The 13124-nt window shown below is 71.5% G+C and carries 13 protein-coding genes; 10 read left to right on the top strand and 3 right to left on the bottom strand.

What is annotated here, in order from left to right; translation table 11 throughout:
* The first annotated feature begins 5 nt into the window (after positions 1-5).
* From ACTWJ8_RS25860 to ACTWJ8_RS25840, 5 genes are all read left to right on the top strand, one after another.
* Positions 6-680 carry a hypothetical protein gene (locus ACTWJ8_RS25860; RefSeq protein WP_443260396.1) on the top strand — a complete coding sequence of 225 codons (675 nt, stop codon included), beginning with the start codon at positions 6-8 and terminating at the stop codon, positions 678-680.
* Positions 677-1960 carry an ATP-binding protein gene (locus ACTWJ8_RS25855; protein WP_443260395.1) on the top strand — a complete coding sequence of 428 codons (1284 nt, stop codon included), beginning with the start codon at positions 677-679 and terminating at the stop codon, positions 1958-1960. Before ACTWJ8_RS25860 ends, ACTWJ8_RS25855 begins: the two co-directional genes overlap by 4 nt.
* A gap of 115 nt (positions 1961-2075) precedes the next feature.
* Positions 2076-2423: an SH3 domain-containing protein gene (locus ACTWJ8_RS25850; RefSeq protein WP_356373972.1), complete on the top strand. Its 348-nt coding sequence runs from the start codon at positions 2076-2078 to the stop codon at positions 2421-2423.
* Positions 2424-2463: 40 nt separating this feature from the next.
* Entirely contained in the window at positions 2464-3831 is a 1368-nt protein-coding gene (locus ACTWJ8_RS25845) for an FtsW/RodA/SpoVE family cell cycle protein (protein ID WP_443260394.1), read from the top strand.
* On the top strand, positions 3828-5294 hold the full coding sequence (locus ACTWJ8_RS25840; RefSeq protein WP_443260393.1) for a peptidoglycan D,D-transpeptidase FtsI family protein: 1467 nt from the start codon (positions 3828-3830) through the stop codon (positions 5292-5294). Before ACTWJ8_RS25845 ends, ACTWJ8_RS25840 begins: the two co-directional genes overlap by 4 nt.
* Here the strand turns inward: ACTWJ8_RS25840 and ACTWJ8_RS25835 are convergent.
* Complete coding sequence (locus tag ACTWJ8_RS25835; protein ID WP_356373975.1) at positions 5286-6392, bottom strand: ferritin-like domain-containing protein; 1107 nt, start codon at positions 6390-6392, stop codon at positions 5286-5288. The two genes, ACTWJ8_RS25840 and ACTWJ8_RS25835, sit on opposite strands and share 9 nt — an antisense overlap.
* Positions 6393-6560: 168 nt before the next feature.
* On the opposite strand from ACTWJ8_RS25835, the gene ACTWJ8_RS25830 reads away from it, so the two are divergent.
* The 4 genes from ACTWJ8_RS25830 to ACTWJ8_RS25815 all read left to right on the top strand — a co-directional run bounded on the left by ACTWJ8_RS25830 (position 6561) and on the right by ACTWJ8_RS25815 (position 9907).
* The gene (locus ACTWJ8_RS25830) at positions 6561-7499 is read left to right on the top strand and encodes an AurF N-oxygenase family protein (protein WP_356373976.1); all 939 of its coding nucleotides are present in this window, start codon (positions 6561-6563) and stop codon (positions 7497-7499) included.
* 35 nt (positions 7500-7534) lie between these two features.
* Complete coding sequence (locus ACTWJ8_RS25825; RefSeq protein ID WP_356373977.1) at positions 7535-8260, top strand: TetR/AcrR family transcriptional regulator; 726 nt, start codon at positions 7535-7537, stop codon at positions 8258-8260.
* A gap of 48 nt (positions 8261-8308) precedes the next feature.
* On the top strand, positions 8309-8578 hold the full coding sequence (locus tag ACTWJ8_RS25820; protein ID WP_356373978.1) for a hypothetical protein: 270 nt from the start codon (positions 8309-8311) through the stop codon (positions 8576-8578).
* A gap of 168 nt (positions 8579-8746) precedes the next feature.
* Positions 8747-9907: an NlpC/P60 family protein gene (locus ACTWJ8_RS25815; protein WP_443260392.1), complete on the top strand. Its 1161-nt coding sequence runs from the start codon at positions 8747-8749 to the stop codon at positions 9905-9907.
* A gap of 9 nt (positions 9908-9916) precedes the next feature.
* On the opposite strand, the gene ACTWJ8_RS25810 is transcribed toward ACTWJ8_RS25815, so the two are convergent.
* Positions 9917-10702 carry an SDR family NAD(P)-dependent oxidoreductase gene (locus ACTWJ8_RS25810; RefSeq protein ID WP_443260391.1) on the bottom strand — a complete coding sequence of 262 codons (786 nt, stop codon included), beginning with the start codon at positions 10700-10702 and terminating at the stop codon, positions 9917-9919.
* Between the two features lie 141 nt (positions 10703-10843).
* Here ACTWJ8_RS25810 and ACTWJ8_RS25805 point away from each other — a divergent pair, with 141 nt between their 5' ends.
* The gene (locus ACTWJ8_RS25805) at positions 10844-11425 is read left to right on the top strand and encodes a TetR/AcrR family transcriptional regulator (RefSeq protein ID WP_356373981.1); all 582 of its coding nucleotides are present in this window, start codon (positions 10844-10846) and stop codon (positions 11423-11425) included.
* 437 nt (positions 11426-11862) lie between these two features.
* Here the strand turns inward: ACTWJ8_RS25805 and ACTWJ8_RS25800 are convergent, their stop codons facing one another.
* A complete protein-coding gene (locus ACTWJ8_RS25800; RefSeq protein WP_356373982.1) occupies positions 11863-13116 on the bottom strand; it encodes a styrene monooxygenase/indole monooxygenase family protein in 1254 nt (417 codons plus the stop codon).
* Positions 13117-13124 lie beyond the last annotated feature (8 nt).

The raw sequence follows: 13124 nt of genomic DNA, 5'->3' as shown, positions 1-13124 counted from the left end.
GCGCAGTGAGGCCAAGGCACCCCGGCGCATGGGCCGCCGCCGCGCTGCTGTGCGCGTGCGCCGGCTGCGGGGACCAGGGCGGCCTGGAGAGCGCGGGCCCCACCCCGACGGCCGTCGGCCCCGAGCGGCTGTGGCCGACGCTGCCGTCCGCGACCCGCGCCGCCGACGACTACGGCGCCGGGGAGACGGCCGTCGTGAAGGGCGTCGAGGTGCCGGGCGGGAAGCTGCGCGCGGTGGATCCGGTGACGATCGTGCGGGCCCGGGTCGCCGCCGCGCCGGACGACTACAAGGACATCGCGGACGATGTCGCCGACTGTCCCGAGAGCGGGCACGCCAAGAAGTGTCCTGTGCTCGGGGGGTACTACCGGGATCTCACCGGCGACGGGCGGGACGATCTGCTGGTCGCGGTCCGCGCCCCGCACCGGCAGGCGTACCTCCAGGCGTACACGTACGGCGGCGGGAAGCTGACGCAGATCATGGACGACAAGGACGCCGTGATCAACGTGCATCTGGCGGGGCGCAGCATCGTGGTGCGGGCGGCGGCCGACCTGTCCGGGTACGAGTACCGCACCTCGTGGTCGTACGACGGCCATCAGAAGGCGATGCTGCCGACCCGCGACGAGATCCTGCGCACCGGCTCGTCGGACACCACTGACGTACCGTCACCGAGCCGCTCATGAGCCCTCGCACGCCCCGGCTGCCCGCCTGGACCGCGTCCCTGACGTGGAAGGCGGCCGTGTTCATCACCGTGATGTGCTGCGCGCTCGCCGCGCTGCTCGGCGTCCTCGTGCACGTGTCGGTCACCGACCAGACGACGGGGCAGGCCCGTGACAGCGCGCTCGATCTGCTGAGCACGACGACGAAGCGGTACGAGGCAGGGGGCAGGCTCGCGCCGGGCGCCGGGCTCGATCCGCCGGGGCTCCCGGCCGAGCTGCGGGACCTCGCCGCGCGCGGGCAGCGCGGCACGATGCTCGACGAGTACCGGGGCCGGCCGACGATGTGGGCGGCGGGCCCCGCGGAGGCCAGGCCGGGCGGTGGCGCAGCGCTCGCCGTGCGGGTCGACTTTGCGCAGGGCCGGCGGACCATCGACGGGCTCGACGGGGCGATCCTCACCTCGTCGGCGCTGGCGATCGGGGCGACGCTGCTGGTCGGTGCGTTCGCGGTGACCCGGGTGACGCGGCGGCTGCACACGACGGCGCGGGTGGCGCGGCGGATCAGCGCGGGCGACATGGACGCGCGGGTCAACGACCGCAGGACGAAGGATCCGGGGCGGCGCCAGGACGAGGTGGCGGACGTGGCGGGCGCGCTCGACAGCATGGCCGGTTCGCTCCAGGCCAGGATCCTCGCCGAGCAGCGGTTCACGGCGGACGTGGCGCACGAGCTGCGGACGCCGCTGACCGGGCTGCACGCGGCCGCCGAGCTGCTGCCGCCGGGGCGGCCCACGGAGCTGGTGCGGGACCGGGTGGCGGCGCTGCGCACGCTGACGGAGGACCTGCTGGAGATCTCCCGGCTCGACGCGCGCAGCGAGCGCCTCGACCTGGACGAGACCCGGCTCGGGCCGGTCGCCGAGCGGGTGGTGCGGGCGTCCGGCACGGCCACCGATGTCGTCCTCGTACGGGACGTGTGCGTGGTGACGGACCGGCGGCGCCTGGAGCGGGTCCTCGGGAATCTGGTGGGCAACGCGCACCGGCACGGCGCCGAGCCGGTCACCCTGACCGTGGACGGGCCCGTGATCACGGTGCGCGACCACGGCGCGGGCTTCCCCGGCTATCTCGTGGAGCACGGCCCGCAGCGGTTCCGCACCGACGGCGGCACGCGGGGGCACGGGCTCGGCCTGACGATCGCGCTCGGGCAGGCCGAAGTCCTGGGCGGGCGCCTGGAGTTCGGGAACGCGCCGGGCGGCGGCGCGGTGGCGACGCTGACGCTGCCGTACGAGGAGAGCGCGCCGGACGCCTCGTAGCCGAGGGTGACCTTTTGCGTGCCCCCCGTGCCGGATTTAGCGTGAAACCGGGCACTTCGAGACGCCCCGGCATTCCCGTCCCCGTATTCCTCTCCCCCGCTTCAGGAGGATTCGCATGTCTCTCATGACACGTCTCGGCACAGGCGTCGCCGCGGTCGTCACTCTCGTCGGCACCGCCGCCGTCCCCGCGATCGCGAGCACCGGCTCCGCGGGCGCCGACCAGGCGCCGGTCTACAAGGGCCGCGTCGTCGCGAAGTCCGGGCTGCTGCTGCGGGACTCCCCGACGCGCGGCGCCAAGGTCGTCCGCTCCGAGCCGTACCGCGCGATCGTCCCGATCTTCTGCAAGACCAAGGGCGACAGCGTCGGCGGGAACACGCACTGGTACCTGCTGACCGACGGCACCTGGGCGTGGGGTTCGGCGCGGTACATCGAGAACATCGGTGCCGCGCCCCGCTGGTGCTGACATAACCGGATATCCCGGATTCGCTTGCTACGTTCCCGGTATGACCGGATCCTCGTCGGTGCCCGCCGTGCGCGTCCCCGGGCGCCGCGGCACCGAACTGGCCCTGCTCGTCGTGGCCGTACTGCTCAGCGTCTACGGATACATCGACGTCGGGCTCGCCAAGGACGACAGGGTCCCGGGAGGGGCGGCCGCCTACGGAGCGGGCCTCGGGGCGCTCGCCCTCGTCGCGCACCTCGTGGTCCGCCTCCGCGCCCCGTACGCCGACCCGCTGGTGCTGCCGATCGCCGTCCTGCTCAACGGCCTCGGCCTGGTGCTGATCTGGCGGCTCGATCTGGAGACGCCGAGCGACCAGGCCGCGCCCACCCAGCTGATCTGGTCGACGCTCGGCGTGGCCCTCTTCATCGTCACCGTGCTCTTCCTGCGCGACCACCGGGTGCTGCAGAGATACGCGTACATCTGCGTCGTGACGGCTCTCGTGCTCATGATCCTGCCGATCTTCTTCCCCGCCGTGAACGGCGCCAGGATCTGGATCCGCATCGGCAGCTTCTCCATCCAGCCCGGCGAGTTCGCCAAGATCCTGCTCGCGATCTTCTTCGCCGGGTATCTCGCGGCCAACCGGAACGCCCTCGCGTACACCGGCAAGCGGGTGTGGAAGTTCCAGTTCCCGACGATGCGGGTGTTCGCGCCGATCCTCGTGATCTGGCTGATGACCGTCGGCGTCCTCGTCCTGGAGACCGACCTCGGCACCTCGCTGCTGTTCTTCGGCCTGTTCGTGATCATGCTGTACGTGGCGACGGGGCGCGCGGGCTGGATCGCCATCGGGCTCGTGCTCGCCGCCGCGGGCGCGTTCCTCGTGGCCTCGTTCGAGCCGCACGTGCACAGCCGCGTCCAGGACTGGCTGCACCCCTTCGCCTCCATCGACGCGGGTGAGGGCGCGAGCCAGCTCGCGCAGTCGCTGTTCGCGTTCGCCGCGGGCGGCATGCTCGGCACGGGCCTCGGGCTCGGGCACTCGATCCTCATCGGCTTCGCCGCCAAATCGGACTTCATCCTGGCCACGGCGGGCGAGGAGCTGGGCCTCGCCGGGCTCACCGCGATCTTCCTGCTGTACGCGCTGCTCGTGGAGCGCGGCTACCGGGCGGGGCTCGCGCTGCGCGATCCGTTCGGCCGGCTGCTCGCCATCGGGCTCGCCTCGATCGTCGCGCTCCAGGTGTTCGTCATCGCGGGCGGCGTGATGGGGCTGATCCCGCTCACCGGCATGGCGATGCCGTTCCTCGCGCAGGGCGGTTCGTCGCTCGTCACCAACTGGATCATCGTCGCGATCATCATCCGGGTCAGCGACCGGGCCAGGAGCCAGCTGCTGACCGAGTCCGCCGGGGACGCCCCGGACCCCGTGGAGGGCGCCAAGTGACCAAGTACATCCGCAGGGCCTCGGTCTTCTGTCTGATCCTGCTGGTCGCGCTGCTGCTCAACGCGGCCCGCGTGCAGTTCTTCCAGGCCGACTCGCTGGACGACAACTCGGCCAACCGCCGCCCCGTCATCGAGCGCTACGGGCAGCCGCGCGGCAACATCCTGGTCGAGGGCGACACGGTCACCGGATCCAAGGACACCGGCGAGTCGCTGCGCTACGAACGGACGTACAAGAACGGGCCGCTGTACGCCCCCGTGACCGGCTACGCCTCGCAGACGTACGGCACGACGTTCGTGGAGAGCGCCGAGGACGACATCCTGTCCGGCACCGACCCGATGCTCTCCACGGTCCCGTTCTGGAACGAGATCTCCCGCTCCCAGAACCCCGGCGGCGACGTGAGGACCACCATCAACGCCCGCGCGCAGCAGGCCGCGTACTCCGGGCTCGGCGGCAAGAAGGGCGCGGTCGCGGCGATCGACCCGTCCAACGGCAAGATCCTCGCGCTGGTCTCCACGCCCTCGTACGACCCCGGCAGGATCGCCGGCACCGACTCCGCCACGGTCGACGCGTGGACCGCGTTGAACAAGTCGTCGGACCAGCCGATGCTCAACCGGGCGCTGCGCCAGACCTATCCGCCCGGCTCCACGTTCAAGGTGGTCACGGCGGCCGCGGCCCTGGAGAACAGCGTGGTCGACGGCATCGACGAGAAGACCGACACCCCGTCCCCTTACACCCTGCCGGGCACCACGACCCGGCTGACGAACGAGTCCTCGTCCGCGGCCTGCAAGAACGCGACGCTTGAGTACGCGCTGCGGGTCTCCTGCAACACCGTGTTCGCCAACCTCGGGGTGCGGACCGGGCTCGCGGACATGGTGCGGATGTCCGAGAACTTCGGCTTCAACGACAGCGGGATCAAGGTCCCGATGACGGCCGCCACGTCGAACTTCGACACCGACATGAACGACGCGCAGCTGGCGCTCTCCTCCATCGGCCAGTACGACACCGCCGCGACGCCGCTGCAGATGGCGATGGTGTCCGCGGCCGTCGCCAACGGCGGGGCGCTCATGAAGCCGCACCTGGTCGACAGGACCACGACGAGCGACGGCGACACCGTCGCGGAGACCGGCGACGAGACGTACAAGCAGGTCATGTCCCCGTACACGGCGACGCAGCTCCAGACGATGATGGAGGACGTCGTCTCCGAGGGCACCGGCACCGGGGCGCGGATCTCCGGCGCCACGGTCGGCGGCAAGACGGGCACGGCGCAGCACGGCGAGAACAACGCGGGGACGCCGTACGCCTGGTTCATCTCCTACGCCAAGGAGAAGAACGCGTCCACGCCGAAGGTCGCGGTCGCGGTGGTCGTGGAGGACGCGTCCGCGAACCGCGACGACATCAGCGGCGGGGGCAGCGCGGCCCCCGTCGCCAAGTCGGTGATGGAGGCCGTGCTCGGCTCAGGGTGAGGTGCCGGCCTCGATGGCCTCCTCCACCTCCGCCACCCGTGCCTGCTCCTCCGCCGCGAAGCGTTCCGCGTCGAGCTTCTCGGCGATCTCCTCGTCCTGGGCCATGAGCAGGTCGAGGTTGGAGTTGCCCATGTCGAAGACGCCCATGTCGACATAGGCCTGCTGGAGGCGCTTGCCCCACAGGCCGATGTCCTTGACGCACGGGACGATCCGCGAGAACAGCAGCTGCCGGAACATCGCCAGGAACTCCGACTGTTCCGTGTACTTCTCCGCGTCGGCCTTGGGGATCCCGAAGTTCTCCAGGACCTCGATGCCGCGCAGCCGGTCGCGCATCAGGTAGCAGCCCTCGATGACGAACTCCTCGCGCTCGCGGAGCTCGGCGTCGGTGAGCTGCTTGTAGTAGTCGCGCAGCGCCATCCGCCCGAACGCCACGTGCCGGGCCTCGTCCTGCATCACGTACGCCAGGATCTGCTTGGGCAGTGGCTTGTCGGTGGTGTCGCGGAGCAGGCCGAACGCGGCGAGCGCCAGGCCCTCGATCAGGACCTGCATGCCCAGGTACGGCATGTCCCAGCGGGAGTCGCGCAGGGTGTCGCCGAGCAGCGACTGGAGGTTGTCGTTGATCGGGTAGAGCATGCCGAGCTTCTCGTGCAGGAAGCGGCCGTAGATCTCGGCGTGCCGGGCCTCGTCCATGGTCTGTGTCGCCGAGTAGAACTTGGCGTCGAGGTCGGGGACCGACTCCACGATCCGCGCGGCGCACACCATCGCGCCCTGCTCGCCGTGCAGGAACTGGCTGAACTGCCAGGAGGCGGAGTGCTTGCGCAGCTCGGCCTTGTCCTTGTCGGTCATCTTCGCCCAGTAGGGCGTGTTGTAGAGGGCCAGCGCGTCGTCGGGGGTGCCGAGGGGGTCGTACGGGTCGACCTCCAGGTCCCAGTCGATGCGCTTGGCGCCGTCCCACTGCTTGTCCTTGCCCTTTTGGTAGAGGGAGAGGAGGCGGTCGCGCCCATCGTCGTATTCCCAGCTGAGGCGAGCCGAACTGGCGGACGGTACTTGCCAGTTGGGCCCCTCGGGGGCCTTGGTGTACAGCTCATGCGTCGCCATGTTGGCAGGCTCACACGGTGGTAGACGCGGGGTCAACAAGTCGGGCGGAGTCGTGCGCGAGGGATTGACGGCCTTGCTGACGCGCAGTCTCATAAGAACGGAGGCGGCGTGACCGCCGGTAACCGGCCACCGCCCGATGCACACCCGTACGACGAGGTGGGGACAGCCATGACGACCATGACGGAAGCCGACGCGCTGACGGGACTGCGCGACGCGCTCGGTCGGCTCAAGGACCGGGAGCAGGTGGCCGAGCGGCTGCTCGACTCCTCCGCCAAGCACTCCTTCGACCCGGACAAGGAGCTGGACTGGGACGCCCCCTTCGAGGAGGGCAAGTGGTTCTGGCCGCCCGAGCTCGTGTCCCTCTACGACACCCCGCTGTGGAAGCGGATGGGCGAGGAGCAGCGGATCAGGCTGTCGCAGCACGAGGCGGCGGCGCTCGCCTCGCTCGGCATCTGGTTCGAGCTGATCCTGATGCAGCTCCTCGTGCGGCACGTCTACGACAAGGCGGCGACGAGCGCGCACGTCCGGTACGCCCTCACCGAGATCGAGGACGAGTGCCGGCACTCGAAGATGTTCGCGCGGCTCATCCAGCGCGGCGAGACGCCCTGGTACCCGGTGGCGCCCGTCCACCACAACCTCGGCCGCCTCTTCAAGACCATCTCCACCACACCCGGTTCGTTCACGGCGACGCTGCTCGGCGAGGAGGTCCTCGACTGGATGCAGCGCCTGACGTTCCCCGACGAGCGCGTGCAGCCGCTGATCCGCGGCGTGACCCGCATCCACGTCGTCGAGGAGGCCCGCCATGTCCGGTACGCGCGGGAGGAGTTGCGGCGCCAGATGGTGACGGCGCCGCGCTGGTCGCAGGAGTTCACCCGGCTCACGTCCGGCGAGTTCGCCCGCGTCTTCTCCGTGGCGTTCATCAACCCGCAGGTCTACGAGAACGTGGGCCTGGACAAGAAGGAGGCCATGGCCCAGGTCAAGGCCAGCGGCCACCGCCGCGAGGTCATGCAGACCGGCGCCAAGCGGCTGACCGACTTCCTCGACGACATCGGTGTGCTGCGCGGCATCGGCCGCCAGATGTGGCGCTCGTCGGGACTTCTGGCCTAGACGCGGCACGCCCGGTGCCGGTTACGCTTCGAAGCATGACCTCGGCCACCGGCACGCCCGCCTACCGACGGCTCGGCGTCGAGGAGCGGCGCGCGCAGTTGCTGGAGTCGGCGCTGTCGCTTTTCGCGCACCGGGCGCCGGAGGACGTCTCGCTGGACGACGTCGCCGAGGTCGCCGGGGTGTCACGGCCGCTCGTCTACCGCTACTTCCCCGGCGGCAAGCAGCAGCTGTACGAGGCCGCGCTGCGGTCCGCGGCGGACGAACTGGAGCAGTGCTTCGCCGAGCCCCCCGAGGGCCCGCTCACGGCGCGCCTCACGCGTGCGCTCGACCGCTACCTCGCCTTCGTCGACGGCCACGACACCGGGTTCGCCGCGCTGCTCCAGGGCGGCAGCGTGGTGGAGACCTCCCGTACGACGGCGATCGTCGACGGGGTGCGGCGGGCCGCCGCCGAGCACATCCTCAGCCACCTCGGCCAGGACTCCCCCGGGCCGCGGCTGCGGATGACCGTACGGATGTGGATCACGGCCGTCGAGGCGGCGTCGCTGATCTGGCTCGACGAGGACAAGCAGCCGCCACTGGACGAGCTGCGGGACGGCCTCGTCGAGCAGTTCATGGCGGTGCTCGCGGCGACGGCGGGCCGGGACCCGCAGACGGCGGACGTGGTGCGGTACGCGCTCGCGCTGGAGTCGCCGGAGGGTCCGGTGGGAGAGCTGGCGCGGCGGGTGCTGCCGGTGGTGGCGGAGGCGGGACACCTGCTGTGATCCGCGTGCACGCGGTCGTGGCGGGCGGGTGTGCGTGACACTGGTGGCGTGAAGAGCGAAGACATCCCCTTTGTCGGCGGGCCCCTCGACGGCCGGGTGCTGCCGGTGTACGTCACCGCCACCGGCAACCCGCCCAAGACGTACAAGGTGCCGGTGCCGGACGCCGACGGGGGCGCGGACACGGTGCTGGTGTACGTGCGGGAGGCCGTGCCCGACGCGGGGAAACGGGTGCGGCTCGTCGCGAAGTGGCGCTACGTGTACGCGCCCGACGGCAGGCCCGGGCGCGCCGTGAGGTGGCCCTGGGGCGGCAAGGCGTGACGTCGTGGAGCCGTAAAAACATGGAGCCGTAAAGGGGACGCGCCGGGCGGACGTCGGACGGGTGGCCGGGTTGGGCCGAAGCGAGCAGCCCGGCGGGTGCGGGGGCCGCCGTTCTGCTGATGTTCACGGTGCGGGGCACGGAGGCTGTCCCGTACCGGAGGTGATCAGGTGTCAGGCAGGCTCGTGCGGTGGGTGTGCACGGTGGCTGTCACGGGAGCCATCACGGGAGCCGTCACGGGGGCGCTGCTCGCGCCGCTGCCCGCGAGCGCGGCGCCGGGCCCCGATGGGACGCGTTCCGTCGCGGAACTCCTCACGGACCTCCAGCGCCTCTACCAGGACGCGGAGGTGGCCACGGAGGCGTACAACGCGACGGCGGAGGAGCTGAAGGAACGCCGCAGGACCGCGGACGACCTCGCCGAGAAGCTGGCCGCCGCGCGTTCCTCCCTGCACAGCAGCAGGACCGACGCGGGACGCCTCGCACGCGAGCAGTACCAGGGGCGCAGCGACTTCTCCCCGTACCTGCGGCTGCTCCTCGCGCGCAATCCGCAGCAGGCGCTCGACGAGGGGCATGTGATGCGGCGGGCCGCGCGGGAACGGCAGGCGACCGTGGACCGGCTCGCGGGCCGCGAGAAGAAGACGGACGCGCTGGCGACGAAAGCGCGGGACGCGCTCGACGAGCAGTTGCGGTTGGCGGAGCGGCAGAAGAAGGAACGGGACGCGGTACGGAACCGGTTGAAGGAGGTCGAGCAGCTGCTCGCGTCGCTCACCGCGGACCAACTGGCGGATGTGGCGCGGCTCGAGGAGGCGGGGGTGTCGCGGGCGCAGCGGACGTTCATGGCGTCCGGGGCGCTCGGGTCGGCGGGGCGGGCGCCGTCGGAGGCCGGTGACGAGGCGTTGTCGTACGCGGTCCGCCAGATCGGGAAGCCGTACGTCTGGGGGGCGGAGGGGCCGGACTCCTTCGACTGCTCGGGCCTCACGTCGCAGGCGTGGTCCCATGCGGGCCGGACGATCCCCCGCACGTCCCAGGAACAGTGGGCGCGCCTCCCCCACATCCCTCTCTCGGAGCTCCGCCCCGGCGACCTGGTCGTCTACTTCCCCAAGGCCACGCACGTGGCGATGTACCTCGGCGACGGCATGGTGGTCCAGGCCCCCCGCCCCGGCACGAAGGTCAAGGTCTCCCCCATCGCCGCGAACCCCCTCCTGGGCGCGGTCCGCCCCGACATGTCCGCCCCCGCGATGCGCGGCTACGTCCCACCGGAGCTGCCGGCGGGGGCGATGGACGGGGGCGATGCGGGGTACGGGGTGGCGGGGGCGCCGGTGGGGAGGTAGGGCGCTTGCCTAGGCCGTCTTGACCGCGCCGCCGTCGACCAGGTGATCGGTACCGGTGGTCGCGGCGGCGCGCGGTGAGGCGAGGTAGGCGACGAGCGCCGCGACTTCGTCGGGCTCGACGAGCCGGTCGATGAGCATGCCGGTCGCCTGCGGCAGACCGGCGAGAAGGTCCGCGTGGGGCACGCCCATGGCGGCGGCGAGTCCGGCACCGTAGCCGGTCGGGCTCTCCCACATGTCGGTGCGGACCGGCCCCGGCGAGACCGTGTTCACGCGAACCCCCTGTGGGCCGAACTCCTCGGCCAGGGCCTTGCCCAGAGCCGTCAGGGCCGCCTTCGCCGTGGTGTACGGAACAGGTCCGCCGTGCGGGACGCGCGCGCCCATCGAGGACACGTTGACCACCGAACCCCGGGCCGTCGTCAGTGCGGGCAGCGCGGCGCGGGTGACGCGGACGGTGGCGAGGAAGTTCAGATCGAGCACCTGCGCCCACTGGGCGTCGGTCACGTCCAGGAACTCGCCGTCGAGGCCGCCGTCGCCGCCGCCGACGTTGTTGACCAGGATGTCGAGGCCGCCGCCCAGTTCGGCGAGCGCCTCCGTGACCAGGCGCTCCGCCGAGGCCGGCTCCGACAGGTCGACGGCCACGGCCTTCACTCCGGCCGCCGCCGGCTCCGGGGTGGGGTTACGGGCGGCGGCGACGACACGCACGCCTTCCGCGGCCAATGCCCGGACGACCGCGAGCCCGATCCCTCGGCTGGCCCCTGTGACCAGGGCGGTCTTGCCGTTCAACTGCAGATCCATGGTTCCCCTCCACGCCAATACGCATCCCTACTGACGCAACGAACGTAGAACATGCAACACTCATGTCGCAAGTAGTGGTGGAGTTGCCTCACTGGCGTACGCTGACGAGATCGTCGACCGACCCGTCGTAAGGAACCGGCCATGGCGCTGCCCGCCTCCTCGAAACCACTGCGCGCGGACACCGAGCGGACGGTGCGCGCCATCCTCGAAGCCGCCGAGCGGGTGCTGTCCGCCAATCCGGCGGCGACGATGGAGCAGATCGCCGAGGCGGCCGGGGTCGCACGCACCACCGTGCACCGGCGGTTCGCGTCACGGGAGGCGTTGATCGCGGCATTGGCCGCGTGGGCGACGCAGCGGTTCCACGAGGCGGTGGAGGCGGCGCGGCCGCAGACCTCGCCGCCGGCGGTCGCGCTCTACCAGGTCACCGCGAACGTGTTGCGCGTGAAGATCGGTTGGGGGTTCGCCATGGGGGCCCTGCCCACGGACGCGCCCGAGGTCGCCCGGGTCCACGCCGATGTGCTGGACCAGTGCGCGCGGCTGTTCGTGCGCCTGCGCGAGGCGGGTGTGCTCCGCGCGGATACGGACCTGGACTGGGCCCGGCGCGTCTACTACGCCCTCATCCACGAGGCGGCGACCCAGGCCCCGGACACGGACGCGGCCCTCGACGCCCTGGCCACACGCGTGGTCGACACCCTCCTCCACGGCCTCGGCTCACGGGCCTGACGCCGCTGCGGAGGGACGGATTGGTCGCGGAGCGGGGTGCCGCGGGGTTGGCGTGGGCGCGGGGCCGGGGTGCTTCGCTGATCGGGCCGGCGCTCTCGGAGAAGCGGCGGAGTGCCGTGGCGGCGGCCCGGCAGGCCGCAACGGACCATGTGCCCAAGCACCGCACCACGCCGGGGCGACGCCCCTGGAGGGGGCGGGTGGTGGGAGGTGGGCGGCGCCACGGGCTCGGTGCGGGTGACCGAGGCGGGCCGTGTGGCTGGGAACGGGTAGAGCCCGGGCGGGAGTTGGCGGGGCGGGCCGTTGCGGCGCGGGCGGGTGGGTGGGAGATGGGCGGGGGACGGGCCGCGGGGCGGCCGGCCGCGAACAGGGCGTCGGCCGAAGCCGAGGACCACGTCGCGGTGGCGCCCCCGCCGTGTGGTGGGGGCGCCGCGTGAGGGCTACGACGTCAGAGAGTCCAGGTACGCCTGGGTCTTGGACGGGTCGTAGAAGAAGTTCTCGAAGTCGGACGGGTCGTTGAAGCCGTTGGCGAAGCGGTCGGCCACCGGCTGGAGCTGGCCGCCCGCCCCGATGAGGTTGAGGACGTGTTCCGGCGGAGCCTGCAGCATCGTGTTCGTCCACTTCGTGACGTGCTGCGCCGTCTCCCAGTACCGGTCGAACGTCGCCTGCATCCACTCCTCGTCGAACGGCTTGTCCCCGTGCGCGACGATCGAGTCGAGGTACGACGCCGCGCACTTGGACGCCGAGTTGGAGCCCTGCCCCGTGATCGGGTCGTTCGCGACGACCACGTCGGCGACGCCGAGCACGGCCCCGCCCGAGGGCAGCCGCCCGATGGGGTTGCGGACGGTCGGGGCGTAACGACCGGCCAACGTACCGTTCGCGTCCGTCAGTTCCACCTTCGTGGCGCGCGCGTACTCCCACGGCGTGAACTTCTCCATGAGCTCCAGCGTGAGCGCCAGGTGCTCGGAGGGGTCCTTGATGCCCTTGAAGGCGTCCAGCGGACCGCCGGGGATGCCCTCCCAGAAGAGGATGTCCGCGCGACCGGAGGTCGTCAGCGTGGGCATCACGAAGAGTTCGCCGACACCCGGCACGAGGTTGCAGCGCACCGCGTCGAACTCCGGGTGCTCGGGCCGCACGCCCATCCCGTGCACGTACGCGACGGCGAGCGCCCGCTGCGGCTCGCTGTACGGGGACCGCTCGGCGTCCCGGCCGAACATCGAGACCAGCTCGCCCTTGCCGGCCGACACCAGCACCAGGTCGTACGTACGCGAGAAGTAGTCGAGGTCGGAGACGGCCGCGCCGTGGATGACGAGCTGCCCGCCGCGCTGCGCGAACGTCTCCATCCAGCCGGCCATCTTCACGCGCTGGTCGACGGACTGCGCGTAGCCGTCGAGCCTGCCGACCCAGTCGATGGCGCGCTGGGTGGGGCCCGGGTCGTGCGATCCGGGCGCGGCGACGGAGACGCCGAGGCCCTCGATCTTCGGGGCCTGCGACTCCCAGAAGTTGAGCTGGAGGTCGCGCTCGTGCTGGAGCGCGGTGTGGAACATGCACTGCGTCGACATGACCCGCCCGGAACGGATCTCGTCGGCGGTGCGGTTGGACATCAGGGTGACTTCGTACCCCTGGGTCTGGAGGCCGAGGGCGAGCTGGAGGCCGGACTGGCCGGCTCCCACGACGAGTATCTTCCGCGACATATGAGACT

The sequence above is a fragment of the Streptomyces sp. SDT5-1 genome, from assembly GCF_052245995.1.
In the GTDB taxonomy this organism is placed as follows: Bacteria; Actinomycetota; Actinomycetes; order Streptomycetales; family Streptomycetaceae; genus Streptomyces.
Note: the sequence above shows the minus strand (reverse complement) of the source record. Positions and strands in the feature narration are given on the sequence as shown.